Source organism: Elusimicrobiota bacterium (genome assembly GCA_016218575.1).
GTDB lineage: Bacteria > Elusimicrobiota > Elusimicrobia > UBA1565 > UBA9628 > JACRDN01.
Genome location: JACRDN010000019.1, coordinates 421,758 through 445,534, shown reverse-complemented (window position 1 = coordinate 445,534; position 23,777 = coordinate 421,758). Strand labels below are relative to the sequence as shown.

Sequence of the window (23,777 nt, the reverse complement as noted above, 5' to 3'; positions counted from 1 at the left end):
CCAGAATAGGCCGGCTGGAACTGGATTGAAAAGCGGATGCCAGCATCAATGAACAAATCAAGGAAAGCCAGGACAATCGGTTAAACCGCATATATTCTCCATTGCTTAAATTCCGGCATTGCTTTCTTATTTTGCGATTTTTTTCCTGAACCGGTCAGGGCCAAAAGGCTAAAAAATCAATACCTTTAGACCTAGACTCTTTTTAGGACTTAAGGCTCCAAGGTATTGACAGGGTCGGGAATTGGCCTTAGACTCGAATTAATGCAGATAATACTTCTCTTCCTTTTGCCATTTTTTCTTTTTACCAGCGACGCTAAGGCTGGTGACGTGCAACAAGCAAAGAAGGGGAAAATGGCCCAAGGCGTTTCGGAGAATGCTGAGGGTCCGGATAAGAACCCAAAGTCTCCTTCAGACGGAGACGAAACCCCTCCAACCAGCGGCAGCCCGGCAAGCGGCCGCAAGGACCCCCCACCCTCATCCAAGCCCGAGGAAGTCAAAAAAGAAATCGTATGGCGCATAGACAACGGCGACCTTCAGGGAGCGCGCAGGCTGATACGGCGGGGCTTGGAGCGGGACCCCAAGGATGCCGAACTCGTGATGATGGACCAGCTCCTGCCCCAGCACGTGACCGCGGATTTGAGCTCGAGGGACTTGAAGGAAAAGGCCGCGGCGCTCTTGGGCTCCCCTGACGACGCCGAGGCTGGCAGGGGCGCGAGCTCCGCCCAAGGGCAGGGCCAATCCCAGAGCAGCCCCCAGGTCCTAGTCGCCTCCCCGATCTCCTGGGCGGCACCCGCCCAAAACCAGGCCGCGGCGGCACTTATGGCCGGGCAAGGCCAAGCGTCCCCAAAAATGACCCTCCCCCAGGAGGCCCTCGTCAAAATCAGCCTCAAGGACTATCCCGCGGCCGAAAAAGCCCTTTCCCTCAACATCAGGGAGAACCCCGACAACTGGGCGGCCTTCCGGATGCGGGCCTTGATCCGCCGCCAGCTCAAGAATTTCCAAGGGGCCTTCGAGGACTCCAGCCGGGCCTTCAAGCTCAACCCCAAGGATTCAAGATCCCGCCACGTCAAGACCTTGAGCCTCCTCGACATGATGCGGACTCCCGAGGCCATGGAAGAGGCCAACGCCGCCATCGATGAGAACCCTCGGGACCCGGAAGCCCTGGCGGCCCGGGCCATGATCTGGGAGAAGCTCGGCCGTCTCGAGGAGGAGATCGCCGACCTCAAGCTCGCCGCTCAAATAGACCCCCATTTCGATTCCCTTTACCGCGAGGCCCTCGGCCGCCGGGAAAATAATCCCCGGGACCCGAGCCGGCCCTCCAGCGCCCCGCACCCCATGACTCTTTTCTTCGCGGGCCTGGGCACGGCCTTGGTGGCCGCGGCCTCGCTTCTCTGGATCAAGCGCAGGGACACCTTAGCCGCCCGCCGCAGGCTTCCCGCCATGAGGCTTGCCGACCGGATTTCGGAGAGAGCCTCGGAAATACAAGCCCCTCTCATGGGCTTCCAGATCCTTAATACTTTGGGGCGGGGAGGAATGGGCGTGGTCTATGAGGCCATGGACGAGGTTCTCCAGCGCAAGGTCGCGGTCAAGAAGATGCGCGACGAGATCGCCGGCGATCCCCAGGCGCGCCGCCGCTTCCTTAAAGAGGCGCGCACCGTGGCCTCACTCAAGCACCCCAACATCGTGGAGATCCATTCGGTTTTGGAAAACGGCCAGGACCTTTACCTCGTCTTCGAGCACGTGGAGGGAGCGCCCCTGCATTCCCTCATAGAGCCTTCCCGGCCCCTGCCCCTCCACCAGGCCCTGGAGTATTCCCGCCAAATCGCCCAAGCCCTGGACTACGCCCACGCCCAGGGCATCATCCACCAGGACCTAAAGCCCTCCAACATCATGATCGCGCAAAACCGGGTCAAGGTCATGGACTTCGGAATCGCGCGCAAGGCCCAGGAAACCCTGTCCACCCTCAGCATGGCCCAGCCCGTGGGCACCCCCGGCTACATGGCCCCCGAGCAGGAGCAGGGGCAGTTCTTTAAGGAAAGCGACATCTATTCCTTCGGGGTCTGCTTCTACGAGATGCTGGCCGGGAAAGTCCCCTTCTCCGGGCTTTCCTTTTTCCAGAAGGTGCAGAAAACCTACGAGCCCCTCTCCCGCGCCAACGCCAAGGTTCCGACCGCGGTGGACACGGTCATGGAGAAGGCCTTGAGCCTGCTTCCCAAGGACCGCCACCACTCGGCCCAGGCCTTCGTTCAGGACGTCGAACGGGCCTGCCTCAACGCCTAATCCAGGCCGAGCTCGGCCAGGACGAAACCGTAGTCCCGCGCGATCTCCCGCAGGAAATCGTAGCGCCCCGAGGCCCCCGCGTGTCCCGCGTCCAGGTTCGGATAGAGAATCAGGGGATGGGAGTCGGTCTTGAGCCCCCGGAGCTTGGCCGCGTACTTGGCCCCTTCCCAGTAAGGGACCTGGCTGTCGTTGAGGGAAACATTCACGAGCATGGCGGGGTAGCTCTTGCGCGCCAGGTTGTCGTAGGGCGAATATTGCCTCATCCAGCCGTACTCCTCCTTCACGTTCGGGTTGCCCCACTCGATGTACTCCTCGGTCGTGAGGGGGAGCGAGGCGTCAAGCATGGTGTTGAGCACGTCCACGAAAGGGACATCGAGAATAGCCGCCCTGAAGAGGTCCGGCCTTAGGTTCAAAACAGCACCCATGAGAAGCCCGCCCGCGCTGCCTCCCGAAGTCGCCAGGCGCCGCGGATCGGCGTAGCCGGCCTTGATCAAATGCTCGGCGCAGGCGATAAAATCCGTGAACGTCGTCATTTTCCTCGCCATGCGGCCGGCCTGGCGCCAGGGCTCCCCCAGCTCCCCGCCTCCCCGGACATGGGCCACCGCGAACACCATTCCCCGGTTGAGAAGGCTCACCCGGTTGGAGGAAAACTTGGCCGGCAGGCTGACCCCGTAGGAGCCGTAGCCGTAAAGCCAGAGGGGGCGAGGGGCCTTGCGCGCGGCATCGGCGCGGTAAACCACGGACAGAGGTATTTTCACCCCGTCGGGGGCCTCGGCGAACACGCGCTCGGCCTTGTACTTCTTGCGGTCGTAGCCCGGCACCTCCGTCTCTTTTAAGACCACGCGCGTGCCCGCGGCCATGTCGTAGGCGTACACCGAGGGCGGGGTGACGGGGGACTCGTACTGGAAGCGAAACACCGTGGAGGCGAACTCGAGGTTTCTCTCCGGCGCGGCCTCGTAGACCGGCTCGGGCATGGGGATCAGGCTCTGGCGTCCGCTCTCGAGGTCGATGACGCGCAGTTGGGGCAGGCCGCTTTGGCGCTCGGACACGACCGCGTGCAGGGCGAAGAGGTCTATGCCCTCGACCTTGATGTCGGGTCGGTGGGGGAGAAACTCTTTCCAGCGCTCCCGCCCCGGATCCTCGACCGGCGCGGTCACGATCTTGAAGTTCTTGGCGTCCTTGTTCGTGACGATATAAAAAAGGCCGCCCCGGTGGTCGGCGTGATACTCGTGCAAAGGCCGGCGAGGCTCTATGACTTTCCAAGGCTCCTCCGGTCGGTCCGACCTCAAAAACCGCACCTCGGTGCTTGTCTTGCTCTCGATGTCGAGGAGCAGATAGCGCTCATCGCGGGTGCGGTCCACCTCGAGGGAGAAGAGCTCGTCCTTCTCCTCGTAAAGCAAGGCCTTGGCTCCCGTGGACAGCCGGTAGCGCCAAAGCTGGAAAGCGCGCTTGCTCGGCTGCTCCTCGACCGTGTAGAACAGCGCGTCATTGTCCTGCGCCCAGGCGAAGGAAGACGCCGCGCCGATGTCGGCCTGTAATTGTTTTCCAGAAGAAAGGTCCTTTATGTACATGACGTAATCCCTGTGGCCGTTGCGGTCGAGGGAATAGGCCAGGAGGCGGCCGTCGAGGCTCACGTCATAGCCTCCCAGGGCCAGGTACTTGCCGCCTTCGGCCAGGCGGTTCAAATCGAGCAGGACCTCCTCCGGCGCCTCGAGGGAACCCGCCTTGCGGCAGTAGATGGGATACTGCTTGCCCTTCTCGGTGCGCTTGTAGTAAAGATAGCCGCTCTTGGGGGCGGGAGCGGTGCTATCGGTCTCCTTGATGCGCGATAGCATCTCCCGATAGAGAGTTTCCTGCAGCTTGCGCGTGGGGGCCAGAACCGCGGAACCGTAGGCCTGCTCGGCCTTGAGATAAGAAAGCACCTCGGGATTGTCCTTCTCGCGCAGCCAGAAGAAATCGTCCTCGCGCTTGTCTCCATGGACGGACACGTCCTTGGGCCTGCGCGCGGCCGAGGGGAGCGCTGCCGCGCTGGGATCAAGCGCTGCTTGGGAGGGCAAGGCGAGCAAGACGGCAAGGACGGGGGTCAGAAGGATGTTCATGGCTGTGGGGCTCCTTGGAAGGCTATTTCCAGCAAAGCGGCCAAGCGCACCCCAGCCATGGCCAGCCGCTCCAAAGCGACGGCCTCCATTCTTTGACGATACTCGAGGCCTATCCGGCTGCCGCCAGGGGCGTGGTAGGCGGGATAAATGGCGGCCTTCGATATCGCGAAGCTCTCGAGCGCGGCCGCGGAGACGAAGTCCCCCGAGATCCAGGGGGAGGTATCGCGCCCTTGGAGCCGATCCTCGAGGATCCGGCTCAATGCCGCGGGGTCGGAGCTGTCGGCCGGCTGGATGATGCGGTCCCATAGAGAGTGGAGGTTGAGTCCGCCCGCCGACTCGTCCTCGTCGCCACGGAGCAAGGAAGTCGTTTCCATGGTGCCAGACCGCTCGCCATATGGCCCGGCGCTCTCCCAGGTCACGGGTTTTAAATTGCCGCCGTGGTCGTCCGCGCCGTCGACAATTTCGGTCGCGCAATGGAGGGGCTGGTGCATATCCGCCACGAAGTGCACGAGGTACATGAGGGCGATTTGCTTCTCGGAACGCGCGGCGCGGGGATCACCGAGAATTTCCATTTCCTCGCGGATTTGATACGGAGCGCAGCCGCCCCGAGCGCAGTATTTGGCGAGATCAGCCGCGCTTTTGGGAGAGTCCGCGACGGGGATGTCTATGAAATGCCAGGGCCTGCTCTGGGGGGCCGGCTCCAAAATCAGGCCCGCGCATTTGGCGCCGCGGTTGTCGCGGATGTAGTCGGGGCAGGGCGCGATCTGGGCCAAGGTCCTGTCCGGGCCCAAAAGGTCTCTTACGGCCCGCGAGACGGCGGGGGCGAGCCGCTCCTGGGCCAAAAGCGCCACGGCGCGGTGCCCGTTGGGAGACCAGGCCAGAAGGGCTTGCGGCCACAGAAGCAAGGCCCAAGCCCAGACGACCCTAAAACTCACGCTCCCATCATGGCATTTTGAGGGCCGGAAAAGACGGGTTCCCCGGAGCTCGGGGGCGGAGGAATAAATAGGCTTGGGCCTTCAGGTCTTGGAACGAACTGAACAATCCAGTTTAACTCCCCATAAAAATCATCCGGCTCAAAGTGGACAGAAGCCCCTTTCGGCTGATAGGTTTCATCAGGTAGGCGGTACCTCCAGCGTCGATGTTGCGAATGAAGTCCATGTCGCTGCGCGAGGAGGTCAGGAACACGACCGGAACGGCCTTAAGCCGATGGTCCGCGCGCATCTGGCGGCACACCGAGAACCCATCGGGCTCCATTCGCACGTCCAGAATCACCAGGTCCAGCTCCAGGCCCGCGAGCACTTCGATGAGGCCTGGGCCGTCGCTCAAGGTCACCACATCGTAGCGGGGCTCAAGCCACTCCCTGGCCAAAACCAGGAAATCAGCCTCATCGTCCACCATCACTATCCTATGCGTCTTTTCCGCGGTTAACATAGCGTCCTCCTACCATAAGGGCTCGCAATGGAATAATATGACCAACTGGCAGGCCCAGATTCGAGTTGATTTCGAGGCGCGAGGAGGGAGCAATGCCGCAGCGCATTGTGACCAACGAGCAACGAAGAAATCGGCCGAAGATGGGCCTGCCCGGAGGGCCGGGGCACTTTTGGGCTGCGACTTCGTCCCTCGTCACTCACATACCACTGCGGGTATGCTCGCTCCTCGATCCTCGTCTCGCTCCAAAATTGCCCCGGCCAGTTGGTCATATTATTCCATTGCGAGCCCTAAGCACCCGTGAAACGGTTTCGTTCAAGTCCACCAGACGCGGGGCTCCCGCGGCTTGCGCGGGATGGGAGAGCTCCGGCATCTCCGACACCAACTTCGCCATACGCTCCGTCGCGCGGAGCATGCGGGAGAGGAGGTCGCGGCCCTGAAGACCGATATCCTCTCCATGCTGATGCATGAGGATGTTCCCGTAAGCCATGATTTTATGCAGGGGTTCCTGGAGGTCGCGGGAGGCGACCAGGGCGAAGCGCTCGCGGTCCGCGCTGGAGCGAGCCAGGTTTTCAGCGCGTTTGCGCTCCACCGCGTAGAGCACGATGCGCGGGAGGCGCTTCTCGTCGTAAGCGCCCTTGACCACATAATCCTGGGCCCCATGCTGGAGCGCCCTGATGGCGAAGGCCTTGTCGTCCGCGCCGGTCATGAGCACGATCGGAGTGCCGGGGCTACGTGCGCGGACTCGGACGATAGCATCGAAACCCTGGCTGTCCGGAAGGCCGAGGCCGAGGAGAACCACATCCACGGGGCCGGCCTCCAGCCGCTCAAGCGCGTCGCCAAGATTGCGCAGGTGCTGGATTTCAAAGCGGTCCCCATCGCCGGCCAGAGCCTCCCGCGTCGCCCAGGCGTCGTCCGGATTGTCCTCGACCAGCATGATCCGCAGAATTTGTTGATTCATGGCGCGCTTTCCGCCAGCGGCAGGGTAAAACAAAAAGTTGAGCCCTTCCCCGGAGCGCTCTCCACCCAGACCGCCCCATGATGAAGCGCGACCAGCTCCCGCACGATGGCCAACCCCAGGCCCACGCCCTCGCGCCGCTCTCCATCTGGCGGAGCCTGGATGAATTTCTCAAAGATGCGCTCCTGGTTTTCGGGAGCGATCCCGCAGCCGGTGTCCGCGACCGAGAAAACAACCATGCCCGGATTGACCTCGCCCCCGGGATAGGCCTTGACCGTGACGCGCCCCTCGGCTGGAGTGGACTTGATGGCATTTGATATGAGATTGGTCAGAATATGGACGGCCTGTTGAGATTCGGCCAGAACGTTTGGCAATCCTGGAGCCGAGCCCGCCGCCTCCAAGACGACTCTCCGCCGCAGGGCCCACGGCATGAGGCTCTCGACCGCCTCGCGTATCAAGCCATCGGCCGCGACCGGAGATGGTGAAATGGAAAGTTGGCCCGATTCAATCTTTGAGAAGTCCAATATTTTTGCGATCATGTCGGCGAGCTGCCTTGAGTTCCTAAGGGACGTGTCAAGGAACTTGAACTCCTCAGGGGAGAGCTTGGCCCCCGCCTTGTGCTCGAGCAGATCCAGGGCGCAGCAAATGGATGTCAGGGGCGCCTTCAAGTCGTGCGTCACCCTCTGGAGGAACTCCTCCTGGACCTTGCGCGCTTCCTGGAATTTCAACACGTCCGGCATGACGGCATAAGTCCCCACCACTCGCCCGCTCTCGTCATGGATGAGCGCGACCGAACGTTTCATGGATTGTCCCGCCGCCGTGTCGCCCACGACTTGGACCTCCTGGGAGAGAGGCTTGTCCAGGTCCACGGCGATATCCCTGGACACGGCCAGCATCCTGTCGCGTCCCGAGACCGACTCCGATACGGGCCGTCCGGCGACCTCGGAGAGGCGTTTGCCCGAGATTTCCTCCGCGGCCTGATTCATCATCAGGACCCGGCCGCTCTGGTCCACGATCACCTTGCCCATGGCGATCGTGGATAAAACCTTTTCGGTCCGGAATTGCTCGGACAAAATGCGCTGTTTGTCCTCCGCGAGCGCCGCCGTGGCCTCGGCCACGTGGCGGTCCATGGAGCGCCTGACCAGGCTGACCGCGTCCTTATAGATGTGGGTCCTCTCCTCGGGATCCTCCACCGCCGTCTCAACCAGCTGCCTGAGGAGCTGTGAAAAATTCTCATTTTTGCGCTTGGGCTGCGCCGGGGACGCCGCCTCGGCCGCGCGCGAAATCTTGACCTCGGGGGGGGGAGGCGGAAGGGGTCCATTCCGGATTCGGGTATAAAGCGCGGAGTCCCCGATGATGCTCTTGATTCCTTTCTGCGCCAGGATTTCGAGGAATGAACCGGCTTCCCGCGACGCGGGGGCCTGGGTGACCAGCTCGCAAAAGGCGGAAAGTTCATGAAAGCGCAGGCCTTCCAGGAACACGAGGCTGTGGAGGCCGTAGGCGCCGAAAAAGGTCTTGAGAGCCTCCGGGCCCTGTTCGGCTTCCAGCACCGAAATCCCGTTCCACAGCCATTGACCGTCCACAAGCGAGAGAATGTTATCCGGACTCGTCGAGATCCGCAGGATGTCATCGAAAGCCTTGAAGGCCTCTCCCAGGGCCCCGACGGCCACGGGATGGTCCGCCTTATAGAGCGTGCAAACCTTGATGCTCTGGCCCAATGACTTGAGAAAGATCGCGGCCGGCGGAAAACGATGAGCGGGAACGGCGGAGTGGCCGTTCAATTGCTGGGCATTCATGAGGTTTTGCCTCCCTGCCCCGGTGAGAGAATATCGATGCCGGATAGGAGCAATGCGTCCCCCGGGTGCATATCGAGGGCCTGGACAAGCAGCTCCTCGGACTCGGCAAGCCGTCCCTGGCGCATACGGATCATGGCCAGATCATAGTGCGCCAGACTGTTGCGGGGATTTAATTTCAGGGCGCAGCCGAGGTGATAGGCCGCCTCGTCCAGGCGCCCGCGCTCGCAGAGCGCTACTCCCAGGTCAAGATGCGCCGAAAGCAAGGAGGGGCATAGGGCGATCGCCTTGTAGATCCTCTGGTCCGAGATGTCGGCGCCGAAGGCCTTCCAGCACTCATGGCAGGATTCGCCGTCGTAGGGGTCAAGCTCAAGGGCTAGCGCGGCCTCGCGCTGCCTCTGGGCCGGATTGCAATACTCGCCCTTGCGCAGGGCGACCGCCATGGCCCGATGGGTTTCGCTCATCTCCGGCCCCAGTTGGACGGCCAGCAACGCGCCTCTATAGGCGAAGTTGTAGTAGCTTTGGCTCTCTAGGCCGTTGAGCTCTTCCCGGAAGCCCCAAAACGCATAAGTCTGCGCCAGGGCGGCATGGGCCAAGGCATTGTCGGGCTGAGACTTGATCGCCTCGCCAAACAGAGGCACCGCCTCGACATAACCTTCGAGATCAAAGAGCAGCATCTTCTCCCTGGCGCGGGCGTAGCTATCCCGGGCTATTGCGGCGGCGGGGTCCCTTAAAGTCATGGTATCCATATCATTCTCCAAGCACGATCGAATAAACCTCGGGGAGCGAGGTGACCCCCTCGGCCACGACTCTGAGCGCGGCCTGGCGCAATGAGGTCATGCCTTCCTTGGCCGCCAGGTCCGCGATCAGGTCCATCGAACAATGGGGGGAAATGATGAGCTGGCGCACCTCCGAGGAGGCGACCGGCATCACCTCGAAAATCGGCCGCCGGCCCGAGTAGCCCGATTGATGGCAGGAGGGGCAGCCTCGGGAGCGAAACACGGTTTTCAAGGCCGCGATTTCCTTCTCCGACAGGAAGCGCTTGTCCTCGTCGGACAGCGGGATGGGAACCTTGCAGGCCGGACACAGGAGCCTGACCAGGCGCTGGGCCGCCACCAGTTTGACGCTGGCCGCCACCAGATAGGCCGGCAGGCCCATGTGAGTCAGACGCACGACGCTGGCGGCAGCACTGTTGGTGTGCAAAGTCGAGAGCACCAGATGCCCCGTTATGGAGGCCTTGACCGCGATATCCGCGGTTTCCTTGTCGCGGATCTCCCCGACGAGCATGATGTCCGGGTCCTGCCGCAGGAAGGCCCTCAGCACCGTCTCAAAGCCAAACCCTATCGCGGGGCGGATCTGGGATTGCGTGATTCCGCTCAAGCGGTACTCGATGGGGTCTTCCGCGGTCATGATGTTGACGTCCGGGGTATTAAGGGCTCCAAGCATGGTATAAAGGGTGGTCGTTTTCCCGGAACCGGTGGGGCCGGTGACAAGGACAAGCCCGTGCGGGCTTTTGAGAGTCCTCTCCACGCATTCAAGATCGCGCGCGTTCATCCCCATGTGCCCCAAATCGGCATTGATCTGGCTCTGCCCCAGAACGCGCAATACGATTTTTTCCCCATAGGCGGTGGGCAAAGTGTTCACGCGAAATTCCACCGGCCGGCCCTTAATCTGCGCCTGGAACTGCCCGTCCTGAGGCAGGCGGCGCTCGGTGATCACGAGATTGGCCATGATCTTGACGCGGGCTGTCAAGCGCGCCCGCAGGGAAGCCGGCAGGGCGCAGAGGCTCCTAAGGGAGCCGTCCAGGCGGACGCGCACGACCAGCTGTTTCTCCTGCGGCTCGATATGGATGTCGCTGGCCCCCATCTCGACCGCTCTCACCAGGATATGGTTGACTTTGCTGATAATGGGAGAGTTGTTGGATAGAAGATCAAGCCCCTTGAAATCCTCCGCCTCCGGCTTATCTTCCTTATCAACCTTAATGAGCTCAAGCAGGGCCTCCTCCTCTCCCTGCCAGACCTCGGCCTGCTCCTGAATTTCAGGCGCGGGAGCGGATTTCTCGCTGGAGCGGGGCTCGGCCGGCAAGGCCGATTGGGCCGGGCTCGGCGCGTCGGTCCGCGGCCCGGACGAGCCGAGAACCCTTCGCACGGTCTGCAGCAGCTTGTCATTGGGGACCGGCTTGTCCAGGAAATCGACCAAGTCCAATCCCAGTTCCTTTATATGCTGCCGGTTGGGCGCCCCGGAGAACATAATTATCGGGATGGGGCGCGTCTCCATGGCGCTCTTCATTTCTTGAACGAACTCATAGCCGTTGCGGCGCGGCATATTGAAATCCGTGATCACAAGATCAGGGGTTTCATCCATGGCCAGGGACAACCCATCGGAACCGTCCTTGGCCTCGAGAACTTGGTAGCCTTGGTCCGAAAGGAGCGTGCGCACCAGATCCCTGTAATCCTTATTGTCATCTATGACCAGAACGCGCGGCGGGCGGCCGTTGCCTTGGACCGGGGCCGGCCCTGGGTCATGGGAGGAAGGCTCCGGGAGCGCATTGCCGAGCAGGGCGTCCAATTCCGAGACCAAATGTCCCATCGGTTCGTTGTCGGTCATGGCGATCGTTCGGCGTCGGTTTTAGTATAGACGCCCGCCGCCCCATGATCCATTGGAGAATAGATGGAGATTATGTTAAGGAATTGTGACTGCCCTCTCAGTGGAAGCTATGCTATGATGCGGCTTATCCGCGGGATCCTTCAAGGAGAAGAGATAGGGATACCATGACCATTGAAAACGCCAAAGACAAGGCCGTGCTTATCGTGGAGGACGATGAGCCGACCGCCGAACTTGAAAAGCAGGCCCTGACACGGGCCGGCTTGTCCGTTCGCGTGACCGACAAAACGGACAAGGCCGTCGCGCTGTTGCGCAGCGAGCGCTTCGGCACAGTCTTGTTGGATTATCAGCTTTCGGGCGGCGATCCATGGTCCGTGCTGGAGGCAGCCCAAACCATCACGCCTCGAGTTCCCGTCGTGCTCGTGACCGGGATGGACGATGAAAAGTTGGCGGCGGAAGCCATTCAGCGCGGGGTGCACTACTACGTCAAAAAAACGTATGACTTTCATGACCAGCTTCCACAAATATTGGAGCGAATTTTCCAGTTTGACGAAAACGATCGGAAGCTCGCCCAACTTGCCGCGATCGTGGAATCCTTCGAGGATGCCATTTACAGCAGATCCCTGGACGGCATCCTAACCAGCTGGAATCACGGGGCCCAAATCCTCCATGGCTACTCAGCTGAGGAGGTCGTGGGCAAGTCTTTCACCATGCTGCTGCCTCCTGGAAAGGAGCGGGAAGCGCAAGACCTCCTCCAGCCCAGAGAAAACATTCACCATTTTGAAACGACCCTGCTCCATAAAGACGGCCGTCCCCTGGAGGTGTCTCTGACGCTTTCTCCAATCAAAAACAAGTCCGGTCAAATGACGGGAGTCTCCGTCATTGCTCGCGACATTACCAAGGAGAAGACCGCGCAGAAGGAATTGGAATCTTCCGCTTCTCTGCTGCGGACAACCCTCGATTCAACCGCCGACGGCATCCTGGTTGTCGATACAAGAGGAAAGATCACGCTGTTTAATCAAAAATTTGTCCAAATGTGGCGCATCCCTGCAACGGTTCTGGCCTTGCGCGACGACGACAAAGCCCTGGCTTTTACCATCGATCAACTGGAGACCCCCGCCGCCTTTTTGGCGAAGGTGAAAGAACTCTATGCGCATCCTGAAGCCGAGAGCTGGGATATGCTCAAGTTCAAGGACGGCAGGATTTTTGAGCGCTTTTCCCAGCCTCAAAGGCTCCAGACCGCCTCGGGGCGGACCGAGATCGTGGGAAGGATATGGAGCTTTCGCGATGTGACGGCAAGCAAGCTGGCGGAGCAGGCGCTCCAGACGAAGCTCCAGGAACTTGAAGAGCTCAATAAACTCATGCTGGGGCGCGAGGATCGAATTCTTGAACTCAAGGAAGAGGTCAAACGTCTGGATGCCGAGTTAAAGACCATGGCCGCCGGGGGGGGGGGGAGGGGGGGATATGGATTGGTGATAATTAGGAAGCCGATACGCCCATTCCGAGACCTTCCAATTCGAAGAAAATTAAGGCTGACCATGGTGCTGGCCAGCCTGGCGGTCCTGGTTCTGACAATGGGCAGTTTCTTGGCCTACGTATACGCACAGGATGCGCGAGAACTGCATGCCATGCTCAAACTCTATATGGTGGTAGCTCTTATCATTTTTTTGGCCGCGCTGCTGCTCATCATCGCGATATCCAATGTGTTCGAACGACTGATTTGCGTCCCTGTCCTGAATTTGGCCGCGATGACCCAGACCCTCGCCAAAACACACGACTATTCCCAACGGGTGGTGACTCCGTTAGGAAATGATGAGATTGCCATATTGGTTGAAGGCTTCAACTCCATGCTGGCTCAAATCCAGGATCGCGATCGCGCTTTGAAGAAAGCGCGCGATACGCTTGAGCAGCGGGTGCTGGATCGAACTCGGGATTTAATAAAAGCCAACGGCGAACTAGTGGAGAAAAACGCGGCACTGGAGCACGCTCAGGCTGAGCTGCTGCGACGGGACAAAATCCTGCGCAGCCTGCTCGGGGATATTAACTCCATCAAGTGCCTCCTAGAAATCCAGGCCAAGGATTTGAAGCGCTCCAACGAGGACCTGGAGCAGTTCGCCTATATCGCGTCCCATGATCTCCAGGAGCCCTTGCGCATGATCACGATCTACACCGAATTGTTGGCACGGCGCTACCGGGGCCATCTCGACACGAATGCCGATGAGATGATCGCCTACACGATCGACGGCGCAACCCGACTGCAGGTATTGATCAAGGGCCTGCTGATCTACGCGCGCCTGGGGCAAAGACAGCACTTCGCGATGACCGATATTTCCTTGCCCTTGAAGAACGCCCTCGCAAATCTCAAAGTGGCCATCGAAGAGAGCGGCGCGCGTATCCATTGCGCCCCTCTGCCCCTTTTGATCGTTGACGCGGCACAGATGACTCAGTTATTCCAAAATCTCATCGGCAATGCGCTAAAGTATCGCAGCCAGCAGGAGGCTCCCGAGGTCCATATCGAGGCCGCGCCCCAACCCGGAGCCTGGCAGTTCCTGGTGAGGGACAACGGCATTGGAATAGACTCCAAATATTTCGACAGGCTTTTCATCCTTTTTCAGCGCCTACACTCGCGCGACGAATATTCAGGCTCCGGGCTGGGCCTTGCGGTTTGCAAAAAGATCGCCGAGAACCATGGCGGGCGCATCTGGGTCCAGTCCAACCCTGACACGGGCTCCACGTTCTTTTTCACGATAGCGAACAACTTGACGGCAATTGAAGCATGACAAATGGACCCAACGGCACGGCCAGACCCTGACTCGATTTAAAAATCATCCGCCAAAGTCTTCCGATGAGGTCAGCTCGATTTTCACCATTTTTAGCCGTGATTCAGGTATTGACAAAACCATAGATCAGGGTTAGCCTCATTGGCGAGGCGTTTTCTATCTTGCGCGGGAGAAAGATTGCCATGGTCAAGCCTAAACAAAAACTCCCTATGACGACCGCTGCCCCAGAGGCTGGGGCAGAATCCGAAAACAACCGAATCGTGAGCGAGCTGGCCGAGATGAAGAATTTCTTGGACAATATTCTGCAAAGTTCGATCAAGCACTCCATCATTGGACAAGATCTAGACCGCCGCATCCTCTCTTGGAACGAGGGGGCGCGGCGGAACTATGGCTATGTTGCGGAAGATAGGGTCTCGCCCAAGGAGGCGTCGTCGTGAACCGCGGCATCGCTTCAAGCGCCGCGGACGCGGCGCAGAATCGCCGCAGCCACACCAAAGCCATGCTCAACATCCTGGAAGACTTCGTTCAGGAGAAGGCACGCCTCGAATCTCTGCAGGAGGCGACCCTCAACATTCTCGACGATTTCGACGTCGCGAGGAAAAATGTCGAGCGCGCCTATCTGCAACTCCAAGCCGCAGCCGAGGAGCTTGAGCGCTCGAACACGGAATTGGAGCAATTTTTCTACGTGGCCTCCCATGACATGCAGGAACCCTTGCGCATGGTCGCCAACTACACCGAGCTCCTCGCCCGGCGCCATAAAGACAAGCTCGATCCCGAAAGCGAAAAATTCGTGGCCTATATCATCGACGGCGCCACCCATATGCAAGAACTGATCAAAGACTTGTTGCTGTACGCGCGCGTCGGGAAAAATCAGATTTTTGGGCCGACCGACTGCTCAGCCGCATTGAGAAGTGCGCTTGCCAATCTTAAGATCGCCATTAAGGAAAGTGGGGGCGACTCCAAAGTCACGCATGGGCCGATGCCCCATCTCACCGCCGACTTTTCCCAGCTCGTTTCGCTGTTCCAGAATCTGGTCAGCAACGCCATTAAGTACCGCAGAAAGAGCGTTCCGGCCGCGATCCGGATTGAGGCGAAACGCCTCCGCAAGGAGTGGGAATTTTCCGTCTCTGACAATGGCATCGGGATAGATATGCAGTATGCCAACCGCTTGTTCCTCCCATTTCAACGGCTGCATACTCGGCTTGAATATCCAGGGACCGGCATTGGATTGGCAATCTGCAAAAAGATCGTGGCGCAGCATGGCGGCAGGATATGGATCGAGTCAGAGCCAGGCAAAGGAACCACATGCCGCTTCACCATAGCGGACAACTTGGGATCGAGGGAGGGGGGCGCCATACAGTGATCGATGATGACAGGCCCATTGGCATCTTGATAGTAGAGGACAATCCTGGAGACGTGGACCTCTTGCGCGAGAATTTCAAGGACTTCAAGCCTGCCAACAAATTGCACGTGGCAAAGGATGGCGTAGAGGCGCTGCAGTATCTGCGCCGGCAGGGGTCTTTCTCCGAGGCGGCTCTTCCGGACCTGATCATTCTCGATTTGAATCTGCCTAGAAAAAATGGCTATGAAGTGCTCGCCGAGATCAAGAATGCCTCGGATTTGAAGCGGATTCCGCTAGTAATCTTCTCCAGCTCGCAAGCGGATGAAAATATCATGAAATTTTGCGCTAGTCCCGCCGTTTGCTATCTCAACAAGCCGGAGAGATTGGACGATTTCGCAAAACTTTTACAAGCCATAGAGGCTTTCTGGATTAATAGCATGAAATTGGGGACATAGCCATGGGATCGAAGAGGAAAGACGACATTCTCATCCGCGAGAGCGCCCGAAATAACAAGATTCATCTCTTGATAATCGAGGACAACCCCGGGGATGCCGACCTCATCCGGACCGCTTTGAGCGAAATGCCGAAGAACGCGTTCTCGCTGGAATGCGTGGACAAACTCTCAAGGGGATTGGATCGCCTCGCTCAAGGCGGCATCGACGTTGTCCTGCTTGACCTCTCCTTGCCGGACAGCCGCGGGCTGGAGACGTTGGACAAGCTCAGGAGCCAAATCAACGCAGTCCCGATTGTAGTCATGACGGGGTTGGACGATCATGAAACAGCCTTAGCAGCCGTTCATAAGGGCGCGCAGGACTACCTAATCAAAGGGCGAGTAACCCCGGACAACCTGGCGCGCTCCCTGAGCTACGCGATCGAACGCAAAGCTCTCGACAGGCTCAGAGAAGATTCCTTGCACGACATCAACCACGAATTGCGCACGCCTCTCACATGCCTTTATGGCAGCTTGCTCGTACTGAAAGAAAACACGCGCGGCATTCTAAACCCCGAACAACTTTTACTTCTTGGAATGGCGTCTAAAAACGCCGATCATCTTGTAAAGATGACGAACGACCTCGCGGAACTTCTCCGCACCAAAACGGACAAGTTGATGATAAATCCCGAGCGAGTCCTGCTTGCAGACATAATCGACGAGACCATAAAATTTTTTACGCTATCCGGGTCTGTCAAACACATCGCTCTTTGCGCGGATATTGCCCCGGGCGTTCCACCAGCTCGCGCAGATCCTGTTCGTTTTCGGCAAGTATTGATCAATCTAATAGGCAATGCCCTGAAATTCACTCCCGAAGGCGGGCTCATCAGCGTTCAAATGCGAAAATGGGATAAAAACGACAAGTTCATTCGCATTTCAATAACGGACACGGGACCGGGAATAGAACCGGGGGCGGCTAAAAGACTTTTCGAACGCCTTTACCAGATCCCAGATCCCGAAAGGAGGAGTCTCAATGGGCTTGGGATCGGCCTTCATCTGTGCCGAGACATTGTTTCAAGGCATGGAGGAGAAATATGGATGGAAAGCAAAATTGGAAATGGCAGCACATTTTCTTTTACCATTCCCATACATAAGGCATGGACAAAGTCCGCATCCTGATCATTGACGACTCCCCAGACATGAGGAAGCTCATGCGTTTGACTCTCAGGAAGGAGCGCTACCATGTCACCACGGTGAAATATGGCAGGTCTGGCCTCGCGCTAGCCGACAAGATTCACCCGAATTTGGTGATCCTTGACATCGGCTTGCCCGACGTGGATGGACTCGATATCCTCAAGTCCCTGCGCGCGCGAGAACGGATGCCCGTAATCATATTGACCGCCAGCACAAAGGAGGCGGACTGCCTCGTGGGTCTCAAGCTTGGGGCCGATGACTATCTGGTCAAGCCCATCTCCATGACTCAGCTTGCGGCCCGAGTCGAAGCCGTCCTGAGCAGAAACTCCGCGCGCCCTGTCGAGCGGGAGCGCTCTTTAGAAGCGGGGACCTGGCGCCTGGACCCCGAGACGCACGAGTTCTCGGTGAATGGGGAAACTATCCTCCTGGCTCCCAAAGAGTTCCATATCCTGCGCCTCCTCCTCGAGGCTCGCGGAGAGGTGGTGAGCCGACGGAAGTTCCTCTTGGAAGTCTGGGATTACACCGAAGACCAGGACATGGATGCCCGCATGGTGGACCAGTACGTCTCCCGCATCCGACGGAAACTTAAGCGCGAAGCTCCCAGGATCGTGACCATCCCCACCCTCGGATACAAAATCAAGCCCTGACTGTCCGGGAGCCCCTCATGGGCCCGGGAGATTTTTCCCCATGCACAATTTCTCAACAGAATGTCCAACTATTCTCCAATGGAATCCAGGCCAGCGCGGGACTAAACTACCCGCGACGCGGATTGCGGCCCCGACATCGCCTCCAACAACACCGGCGTCAAGGAGAAAACTCGCCATAATGCAGAAAACCATACAAACCTTGCTCATCGAGGACAACCCCGGCGACGCCGAGCTTGTACGGCAATCACTGGCCTTGAGCGGGAACATCTTCGAGATCCAACACCTGTTGCGCCTCTCCACAGCACTCGACAGGTTGGCGGCCGGTCCCGCCGATATAGTTCTTCTCGACCCCGGCCTTCCGGACAGCCAGGGCTTGGACAGCTTCGTTCGGATCCATGCCCAAAGCCCCAAGAGCCCCATCGTGATCCTGAGCGGACGAGACGACGAGGCCCTCGCCGTCGAGGCCATCTCGCACGGAGCCCAAGATTATGTGGTCAAGGGAAGCTACGACGAGCGGGGACTTGCGCAAATCCTGCGCTACTCCATCCTGCGCAAGCACGCGGAGAATGTTGAATGCACCAGCGCAAGGCGGGAGAGCTTCACTCCGGCCGCCTCCCACGATTTGCGAAACCCTGGCGTCGCTTCCGGAGATAGCAGAAATCCATCGGAATCAATCCGCGTGCTCCTGCTGGAGGACGACCCCCGAACAGTCGATATCGTCCGCCTCTGTCTCGATGAGACGGATTCCATGGGATTGCGATTCGAGCTTGAATCCGCCGGGACCCTCGCCGATGGCCTGCGCCTCCTCGCAGGGGAGCGATTCGACGCGCTTCTCCTTGACCTTTTACTCCCCGACAGCCGGGGGATTGAAACCATGCTCCGGATCATTAAGGAGGGCCACGATATTCCCATCCTGATCGTCACGAATCCCGGCAGCGAGCCCGTGGCCCTTGAGGCGCTGCGGTTAGGAGCCCAGGACTACATGGTCAAATCCACCTCTGATTCCCGCCTCCTCAAGCGCTCTATCCGTTATGCAATCGAACGCCATAAGCTGCAACGAGAGCTGGCAAGCCTCAAGGAACCCGATCTGCTGAAGGACAACCTGATCGGAGTTGTCAGCCATGAGTTGCGAAGTCCTCTTAGCGTCGTGCATGCAGCCATCATAAACTTGATAGACGGACTCGCGGGACGGCTCACACCTGAACAGAACAAGATAGCGCTCATCGGGAGACGCAACACCGAGCGAATGGCCCATTTGGTGGAGAACCTGCTCAATCTCTCGCGTTTAAAATCCGGCCGGGCGCGAACGGACCTGCGCGGCACTGCCCTTGGACCCCTGCTTCAAAATGCCGCCGCGCGCTTGGAGGAGGCTGTCCGGGACAAGAGACTTAGCCTTAAAATTGAATCTCCAGAAGAACTTCCCCAAGTGCAGGCTGACCCCGAGCTGTTAGACGAGGTCATCGACAACCTGCTCAACAATGCCGTCCGCTTTGCCAAAAGCCGCGTCACCCTCCGGGCCATCCCGAGCGCGGAAGGACCCGGGGGGGCAGCGGTCATAGTCGAGGTGCTCAATGATGGCGAACCTATACCAACGGAACGGATGTCCGAATTATTCAACGCATTCGTGCAGCTCGCGCGCCCCCATGGCTCCGGCCACAAGGGAAGCGGTCTGGGATTGGCCATCTGCAAGACGATCCTCGCTCTGCACGGAACCGGCCTGGATGTGAAAAGCAGCCTGGAAGACGGCACCTGCTTTCGCTTCGCGCTGAGGTGCGAAAGCAACGTCCCGGTTATTGTGCCTTAATGGCCGGCGCCATTTCGTGCCACGGGCTTCAAATGACGAAATGCGCGCCAGAGGAGCACGTCATACGCTATCTTGATGGCTGAGCCGATGTAGAGGGGGGACGCCAGCGCGACCGAGCGCATAAGCCAGCCCGCGGCTCCAGGCGCCACCGCCCACATCGCCGTGCGCGTGAGCTGCACGCCGCCCAGAGCGGCGGTCCGCTCGTCTGGGTTGACGATGGAAGCCAGGTAGGACTGGCGCGTCGGCACGTCCATCTCGATGAACAGCTCTCGGAGCAGAAAGACGGCCGCGGCAATAGGGAACGTGGGGCAGAAGGCCAGCGCGATCAACAGAAGATTCGCCGGAATATGAGTAAAGACCATAGTGTTGACCAAGCCCAGCCAGCGAGAGAGCCTCTCGGCAATGAAATTGGAGGCGATATTCGCCAGGTCCGCGGCCAGAAACAGCCCGGCGATTTGCCTTTCGTTGATGCCAAACCGTTTGTAGAGATAAAACGCGATGAGCGCGGCCGTGATAAAGCCGCTCCCGAAACTGTCAACAGCGGAAAGCGCGGCAAAGCGAGCGACGCGACGTCGCGACTCTGGCGAGACCGGCCGGGAAGGCTCGACCAACTCGACGCCTTCGCTAAGCCCCGGATAGAGCAACAAGCCGGCTCCCACCGCGCAGGCATAGAGAGTCCACAGCGTTTGGTACCCAAGCCAAGGCACAAGTGCTGCGGCCAGGCTTCCGCAGGCGCAGCCGACATCGCCCGCGGCATGATAACCCGCGAAAAGCCGCGTTCGTTCCTCCACGCTGCCGGCGGCGGATAACGCGGACTGTTCCAAGGCGTAGGCGCCGCCGCGGTCGTGTCCCATCCCATTAACCATGCCGATGAAAGCGAAGGCCGCCGCCGCGACTCCCGGGGCCCATGCGAGACCCAGGCCTCCTGCCAGTCCCAGGACCGCCAGGGCCGTGAGCACCCTGCGCCGCCCGAGGCGGTCTGCGAGCAAGGCGACGCACCCTGTCGCCACCGCCCCGCCGCCTAGGCCGGCCGCCATGATCGCGCCGATGGACAAGGCCGTATAGCCGCGTTTGTCGAGATAGATCGCGAGCACCGCGCTCGCAAAGCCGACTCCCGCCGATCTCAAAGTCGCGGCGGCATAGATCAGGGCGCGATCCGCAGCCTTGAGGCTACAAGCTCTTGGCGCCGGTCCCATACATACTGGCGAAAAGGTCCAGCGCCTCAAGCACCGTCTGGTGTCCGCAGGGCAGGATTCCATCGGGGACGTAGAAGATCCTCTGCTTTCTTCGCGCGGACGCTGACTCAGGCATGGCTCTTCTTCTCTCCCTTCGCGGCCACGGCGGCGCGAACCGCATCGAAGAAGGCGATTCCGGCCGTCAGCCGGTCGGCGTCCTTCTTGTGAATGCGGCAGATCCCCTGAACAGCGAGGCCCACGCCATGCGCTTCAGGGCGTCCGAATTTGCCATCCTTCAAGTCGATGTCGTGGATGATCTCGGCCAGCTCGCTCAGAACATTACCAGACAGTTCTTGATGGGAACCGCCCCAAGGGCCTGCAGCTTGCGCCAGACCTTGACCCGCATGTTGGACGGCTCCGATGGGAGCGGAGCTGGTGCGTCAGTAGAAGCCAACGAGGCTTTGTCATGTAACGGCTGTTCTAGCATACTTAATCGTTACTACTCAATGGTGGATGGCAAATGAGCCGACCAGCGGCGCGTTGTTTGGTACCATTTGCCTCATGAATAGTCGCGCGACTCGGCCCCGGGGCCCCTTGCTTGCGATTCTGTCCGCGGCGTTGTTCGGGGCGTCTCCCGCTCTCTCGAAGCTGCTGATCGGCGAGATGTCGCCCGTCCTTGTTGCCGGCCTGCTGTACCTGGGCTCGTTTTTGGGCCTTCAGGCTTGGTCGCTTGTGGCCAGGCAGGAGAGCTTTGGCGCACTTAGGCGGCTCAAACGGCCGGACGTGCTGAGACTCATCGCATCCATCGCCGCCGGCGGCGTGGTCGCGCCAATCCTGCTCCTGTATGGGATCAAGCTGGCTCCGGCTTCCGAAGTGTCCCTTCTTCTCAGCCTGGAGACCGTCGCCACCACCATTCTGGCCTGGATTGTCTTTCGGGAGCATGTGGGAGGGCGCATCATCGTGGGAGAGGCCCTGATACTTACCGGCGGTTGGGTGCTCGCATCGCAAAGCGCTCAATTCGGCAGCACCTCCTGGGCAGGGCTGCTTGTCGCAGGGGCATGCATTCTTTGGGCGTTAGATAACAACCTCACTCGCGACATCGAGGCTGTTCCGGCGCCGGTCTTGGCCCAGGTCAAAGGCCTTGTCTCCGGAACGATCAACTTGCTGATAGCGTGTTTCCTTGGTTTAGGGATTTTCACTGCCCGACAAGTGGCTGGCGCGATGGCGGTCGGTGCCGGTTCCTATGGGCTGAGCTTGACGCTCTTCATCGTTTCGTTGCGGTCCATCGGAGCCGCCAGGACGGGCGCGTATTTCGCCGCAGCGCCGTTCTTCGGGGCGTTATTGTCCATCCCGTTGCTGCGCGAGACCCTCTCGGCCCAGCAATGGGTCGCCGCCGCGATCATGCTCGTAGGCGTTGGCTCGCTCTACGGAGAGACGCATGCACATGAGCATTCTCATGAGGCCGTTAGCCACGAACATATTCATACCCACGATCTACACCATTCCCACGGGCACGGGCCGAAAATCGCGACCGCTCACGCGCACATGCACTCCCACGAGGCCTTGACCCATGCCCACGCTCATTGGCCGGATCTGCATCACCGGCACTAAGCCGAAGTACGTTACCGATTACGGCCTGCGGATCAAACAATGCGTTAAACCGAGCTGTCAGCTCCTCCGCAATTAAGGGGAGAGGCGCTACCTTAAATTTAGAACGACTTTAATTAATGTCTTGACAAGAGGCGATTTACCTTATATCCTATTCTAGGATCCTATGATTATTGTAGGTTGGACATGAGTAAACTTGTCGCCGTCTCTCCGGTAGGGAAGAATGGGCAAACCGTTGTCCCTGCCACGATACGCAAGATGTTTAAGATCGACGCGGAACACAATCTGGTGGGCTTCTACCTAGACGGCAAGCACGTTGAACTCGCCCCGGTGTCGATCGTCCGCGAGACGGCAGGCTACACCGATGCCGAGTTGGGCAAGCTCGACAGGATCAAACGGTCGAAGGGTGGCAAGAAGTTCAAGACCTCCGCGGCCGCGAAGCGCTACCTCAATAGCCTCTAGACCGTGCAGGTCTACTACGCCCCAGCCTTTCTCCGCCTGTTCAACAAGCTCGACTCGCCCGTCAAAGAAGGGGTCAAGGACACGGTCTCCAAGGTCATAGATCTCTACGAGACTGGGACAAAGTCCGGCGGGCTCGGCATCAAACACCTGCGCGACGACCTTTGGGAAGCCCGGGCCGGTCTCAAAATCCGCGTAGTCTATGGAATGAGCGAGGACGAGATTCGATTCCTGCTGGCTGGCGCCCACGATGACGTGAAGAATTTCCTCAAGCATGCCTGAAGACCAGAAACGAGCCAACCGTACCTGAGGTCGCGCGCTTGGCCAAGTGCCTACGCCTGACTGCCTGGAGAGCCATCTTGCCCTGTCGGGACCTAGTGGAGAAAGTGATGATTCGAGTCCGAAACTAGAACCTGGCTGACCGTCGCCGACTCATAGGGTTTTCAACCAATCTTCAAAATTCTCCTGCCCGGCTCTCTTGAGCAGCTCTGACAAATGGACCTTGGACATGAAGAACCGAACTGCCGCGGCATATCGAGCATAGGCCCCTCGCCCCTTGGTGGCAGCCCCATCGAGAGCCTCTTTCGCCGTCGTATATTTGATGGCGGGCTTCAAGCTCTGTCCCGCGCCCACAACCGCAAAGCCCTCAAAGAACCACCCGGGCCCCATCGCATCGTCGTTGCCGCCAAGAATCTGGACATGAAGCCGGTGAACGAGCTCGTGAGCCAACAGCCTGACCCATGCTTCTTTCTGAGCGGCATATTCTGGACGAAGTCGTTTATATTCTCGCGGAGCTACAGCCAGCAAGATGCGCGATTCCAATGCCGCCGCCAGCCCATCCGTGGGAAGCTTGGTATCGGCAGGGAACTTGTCAAGTTCGACGATGCGCCGCCAGAGAGCATCTTGCGAGGAGAATATCTCAACGCTATCGAACTGCGACACCTCGGCTTCTTTGGCCCATCCCCGAGACTTTGCGAACTCCGCGACCATGGTCGTCGCCTGATTGACAAGCCCGGCAACCTCTCCACGCGCTGCCTCTAATTCCACTGGCAGACGGATTGGCCTTGTCGCCGCAGAAGGGAGAGAACCCTTGGCGTCCTCCTGCGGCATCATGGAGGCATGCAAAAATCCTGGGAAAGCGAAAAAGACGGAGGCGAGGGCTGCGGGCATTAGGGG

22 protein-coding genes are annotated in these 23,777 nt (G+C 59.4%); 11 read left to right on the top strand and 11 right to left on the bottom strand.

The features are described 5' to 3' along the window. Nucleotides 1–327: 327 nt before the first annotated feature. On the top strand, nucleotides 328–2,280 hold the full coding sequence (locus HY921_10275) for a protein kinase (protein ID MBI5631254.1): 1,953 nt from the start codon (nucleotides 328–330) through the stop codon (nucleotides 2,278–2,280). Here HY921_10275 and HY921_10270 read toward each other — a convergent pair. From HY921_10270 to tadA, 7 genes are all read right to left on the bottom strand, one after another. After that, nucleotides 2,277–4,379: a S9 family peptidase gene (locus tag HY921_10270; GenBank protein ID MBI5631253.1), complete on the bottom strand. Its 2,103-nt coding sequence runs from the start codon at nucleotides 4,377–4,379 to the stop codon at nucleotides 2,277–2,279. The two genes, HY921_10275 and HY921_10270, sit on opposite strands and share 4 nt — an antisense overlap. Continuing rightward, nucleotides 4,376–5,314 (bottom strand): hypothetical protein, encoded by a 939-nt coding sequence (locus HY921_10265; GenBank protein MBI5631252.1) that lies wholly within the window; start codon nucleotides 5,312–5,314, stop codon nucleotides 4,376–4,378. Before HY921_10265 ends, HY921_10270 begins: the two co-directional genes overlap by 4 nt. Before the next feature lie 112 nt (nucleotides 5,315–5,426). Continuing rightward, nucleotides 5,427–5,810, bottom strand: a complete 384-nt coding sequence (locus tag HY921_10260; GenBank protein MBI5631251.1) for a response regulator — start codon at nucleotides 5,808–5,810, stop codon at nucleotides 5,427–5,429. 265 nt (nucleotides 5,811–6,075) lie between these two features. Next, nucleotides 6,076–6,768: a response regulator gene (locus HY921_10255; GenBank protein MBI5631250.1), complete on the bottom strand. Its 693-nt coding sequence runs from the start codon at nucleotides 6,766–6,768 to the stop codon at nucleotides 6,076–6,078. Further along, nucleotides 6,765–8,561, bottom strand: a complete 1,797-nt coding sequence (locus HY921_10250) for a PAS domain-containing protein (protein MBI5631249.1) — start codon at nucleotides 8,559–8,561, stop codon at nucleotides 6,765–6,767. Before HY921_10250 ends, HY921_10255 begins: the two co-directional genes overlap by 4 nt. Further along, nucleotides 8,558–9,307 (bottom strand): tetratricopeptide repeat protein, encoded by a 750-nt coding sequence (locus HY921_10245; protein MBI5631248.1) that lies wholly within the window; start codon nucleotides 9,305–9,307, stop codon nucleotides 8,558–8,560. Before HY921_10245 ends, HY921_10250 begins: the two co-directional genes overlap by 4 nt. Before the next feature lies 1 nt (nucleotide 9,308). Further along, on the bottom strand, nucleotides 9,309–11,165 hold the full coding sequence (gene tadA, locus HY921_10240) for a Flp pilus assembly complex ATPase component TadA (GenBank protein ID MBI5631247.1): 1,857 nt from the start codon (nucleotides 11,163–11,165) through the stop codon (nucleotides 9,309–9,311). A gap of 164 nt (nucleotides 11,166–11,329) precedes the next feature. Here tadA and HY921_10235 point away from each other — a divergent pair, with 164 nt between their 5' ends. The 7 genes from HY921_10235 (at nucleotide 11,330) to HY921_10205 (ending at nucleotide 19,359) form a co-directional block, all read left to right on the top strand. Next, complete coding sequence (locus HY921_10235; GenBank protein ID MBI5631246.1) at nucleotides 11,330–13,942, top strand: PAS domain S-box protein; 2,613 nt, start codon at nucleotides 11,330–11,332, stop codon at nucleotides 13,940–13,942. Nucleotides 13,943–14,124: 182 nt separating this feature from the next. Next, nucleotides 14,125–14,379 (top strand): hypothetical protein, encoded by a 255-nt coding sequence (locus HY921_10230; GenBank protein MBI5631245.1) that lies wholly within the window; start codon nucleotides 14,125–14,127, stop codon nucleotides 14,377–14,379. After that, nucleotides 14,376–15,305 carry a hypothetical protein gene (locus tag HY921_10225; protein MBI5631244.1) on the top strand — a complete coding sequence of 310 codons (930 nt, stop codon included), beginning with the start codon at nucleotides 14,376–14,378 and terminating at the stop codon, nucleotides 15,303–15,305. The genes HY921_10230 and HY921_10225 overlap by 4 nt, the downstream gene beginning before the upstream one ends. Then, nucleotides 15,248–15,739 carry a response regulator gene (locus HY921_10220; GenBank protein ID MBI5631243.1) on the top strand — a complete coding sequence of 164 codons (492 nt, stop codon included), beginning with the start codon at nucleotides 15,248–15,250 and terminating at the stop codon, nucleotides 15,737–15,739. The genes HY921_10225 and HY921_10220 overlap by 58 nt, the downstream gene beginning before the upstream one ends. A gap of 2 nt (nucleotides 15,740–15,741) precedes the next feature. Then, nucleotides 15,742–16,893 (top strand): response regulator, encoded by a 1,152-nt coding sequence (locus HY921_10215; GenBank protein MBI5631242.1) that lies wholly within the window; start codon nucleotides 15,742–15,744, stop codon nucleotides 16,891–16,893. After that, nucleotides 16,872–17,555: a response regulator transcription factor gene (locus tag HY921_10210; protein ID MBI5631241.1), complete on the top strand. Its 684-nt coding sequence runs from the start codon at nucleotides 16,872–16,874 to the stop codon at nucleotides 17,553–17,555. Before HY921_10215 ends, HY921_10210 begins: the two co-directional genes overlap by 22 nt. Before the next feature lie 178 nt (nucleotides 17,556–17,733). Next, entirely contained in the window at nucleotides 17,734–19,359 is a 1,626-nt protein-coding gene (locus HY921_10205) for a hybrid sensor histidine kinase/response regulator (GenBank protein MBI5631240.1), read from the top strand. Here HY921_10205 and HY921_10200 read toward each other — a convergent pair. From HY921_10200 to HY921_10190, 3 genes are read right to left on the bottom strand one after another with little or no spacing between them, the layout of a single operon-like run. Further along, a complete protein-coding gene (locus tag HY921_10200) occupies nucleotides 19,356–20,555 on the bottom strand; it encodes an MFS transporter (GenBank protein ID MBI5631239.1) in 1,200 nt (399 codons plus the stop codon). The genes HY921_10205 and HY921_10200 overlap by 4 nt on opposite strands. Beyond that, nucleotides 20,530–20,670 (bottom strand): hypothetical protein, encoded by a 141-nt coding sequence (locus tag HY921_10195; GenBank protein MBI5631238.1) that lies wholly within the window; start codon nucleotides 20,668–20,670, stop codon nucleotides 20,530–20,532. The genes HY921_10200 and HY921_10195 overlap by 26 nt, the downstream gene beginning before the upstream one ends. Next, nucleotides 20,663–20,956: a chromate resistance protein gene (locus HY921_10190; protein MBI5631237.1), complete on the bottom strand. Its 294-nt coding sequence runs from the start codon at nucleotides 20,954–20,956 to the stop codon at nucleotides 20,663–20,665. Before HY921_10190 ends, HY921_10195 begins: the two co-directional genes overlap by 8 nt. 139 nt (nucleotides 20,957–21,095) lie before the next feature. Here HY921_10190 and HY921_10185 point away from each other — a divergent pair, with 139 nt between their 5' ends. From HY921_10185 to HY921_10175, 3 genes are all read left to right on the top strand, one after another. Continuing rightward, on the top strand, nucleotides 21,096–22,145 hold the full coding sequence (locus HY921_10185; protein MBI5631236.1) for an EamA family transporter: 1,050 nt from the start codon (nucleotides 21,096–21,098) through the stop codon (nucleotides 22,143–22,145). Between the two features lie 183 nt (nucleotides 22,146–22,328). Further along, the gene (locus tag HY921_10180) at nucleotides 22,329–22,604 is read left to right on the top strand and encodes a hypothetical protein (GenBank protein MBI5631235.1); all 276 of its coding nucleotides are present in this window, start codon (nucleotides 22,329–22,331) and stop codon (nucleotides 22,602–22,604) included. Between the two features lie 3 nt (nucleotides 22,605–22,607). Next, complete coding sequence (locus HY921_10175; protein ID MBI5631234.1) at nucleotides 22,608–22,883, top strand: hypothetical protein; 276 nt, start codon at nucleotides 22,608–22,610, stop codon at nucleotides 22,881–22,883. Between the two features lie 150 nt (nucleotides 22,884–23,033). Here HY921_10175 and HY921_10170 read toward each other — a convergent pair whose 3' ends face one another. Further along, nucleotides 23,034–23,771, bottom strand: coding sequence for a hypothetical protein (locus tag HY921_10170; protein ID MBI5631233.1), 738 nt, complete (start codon nucleotides 23,769–23,771; stop codon nucleotides 23,034–23,036). Nucleotides 23,772–23,777: the final 6 nt, after the last annotated feature.

What these genes read in the sequence shown, in the direction of transcription:
- HY921_10270 (MBI5631253.1), bottom strand. Translation starts at nt 4,379, where the DNA reads ATGAACATCCTTCTGACCCCCGTCCTTGCCGTCTTGCTCGCCTTGCCC.
- HY921_10260 (MBI5631251.1), bottom strand. Translation starts at nt 5,810, where the DNA reads ATGTTAACCGCGGAAAAGACGCATAGGATAGTGATGGTGGACGATGAG.
- HY921_10255 (MBI5631250.1), bottom strand. Translation starts at nt 6,768, where the DNA reads ATGAATCAACAAATTCTGCGGATCATGCTGGTCGAGGACAATCCGGAC.
- HY921_10250 (MBI5631249.1), bottom strand. Translation starts at nt 8,561, where the DNA reads ATGAATGCCCAGCAATTGAACGGCCACTCCGCCGTTCCCGCTCATCGT.
- HY921_10245 (MBI5631248.1), bottom strand. Translation starts at nt 9,307, where the DNA reads ATGGATACCATGACTTTAAGGGACCCCGCCGCCGCAATAGCCCGGGAT.
- tadA (MBI5631247.1), bottom strand. Translation starts at nt 11,165, where the DNA reads ATGACCGACAACGAACCGATGGGACATTTGGTCTCGGAATTGGACGCC.
- HY921_10235 (MBI5631246.1), top strand. Translation starts at nt 11,330, where the DNA reads ATGACCATTGAAAACGCCAAAGACAAGGCCGTGCTTATCGTGGAGGAC.
- HY921_10230 (MBI5631245.1), top strand. Translation starts at nt 14,125, where the DNA reads ATGGTCAAGCCTAAACAAAAACTCCCTATGACGACCGCTGCCCCAGAG.
- HY921_10220 (MBI5631243.1), top strand. Translation starts at nt 15,248, where the DNA reads ATGCCGCTTCACCATAGCGGACAACTTGGGATCGAGGGAGGGGGGCGC.
- HY921_10215 (MBI5631242.1), top strand. Translation starts at nt 15,742, where the DNA reads ATGGGATCGAAGAGGAAAGACGACATTCTCATCCGCGAGAGCGCCCGA.
- HY921_10210 (MBI5631241.1), top strand. Translation starts at nt 16,872, where the DNA reads ATGGACAAAGTCCGCATCCTGATCATTGACGACTCCCCAGACATGAGG.
- HY921_10205 (MBI5631240.1), top strand. Translation starts at nt 17,734, where the DNA reads ATGCAGAAAACCATACAAACCTTGCTCATCGAGGACAACCCCGGCGAC.
- HY921_10200 (MBI5631239.1), bottom strand. Translation starts at nt 20,555, where the DNA reads ATGGGACCGGCGCCAAGAGCTTGTAGCCTCAAGGCTGCGGATCGCGCC.
- HY921_10195 (MBI5631238.1), bottom strand. Translation starts at nt 20,670, where the DNA reads ATGCCTGAGTCAGCGTCCGCGCGAAGAAAGCAGAGGATCTTCTACGTC.
- HY921_10185 (MBI5631236.1), top strand. Translation starts at nt 21,096, where the DNA reads ATGAATAGTCGCGCGACTCGGCCCCGGGGCCCCTTGCTTGCGATTCTG.
- HY921_10180 (MBI5631235.1), top strand. Translation starts at nt 22,329, where the DNA reads ATGAGTAAACTTGTCGCCGTCTCTCCGGTAGGGAAGAATGGGCAAACC.
- HY921_10170 (MBI5631233.1), bottom strand. Translation starts at nt 23,771, where the DNA reads ATGCCCGCAGCCCTCGCCTCCGTCTTTTTCGCTTTCCCAGGATTTTTG.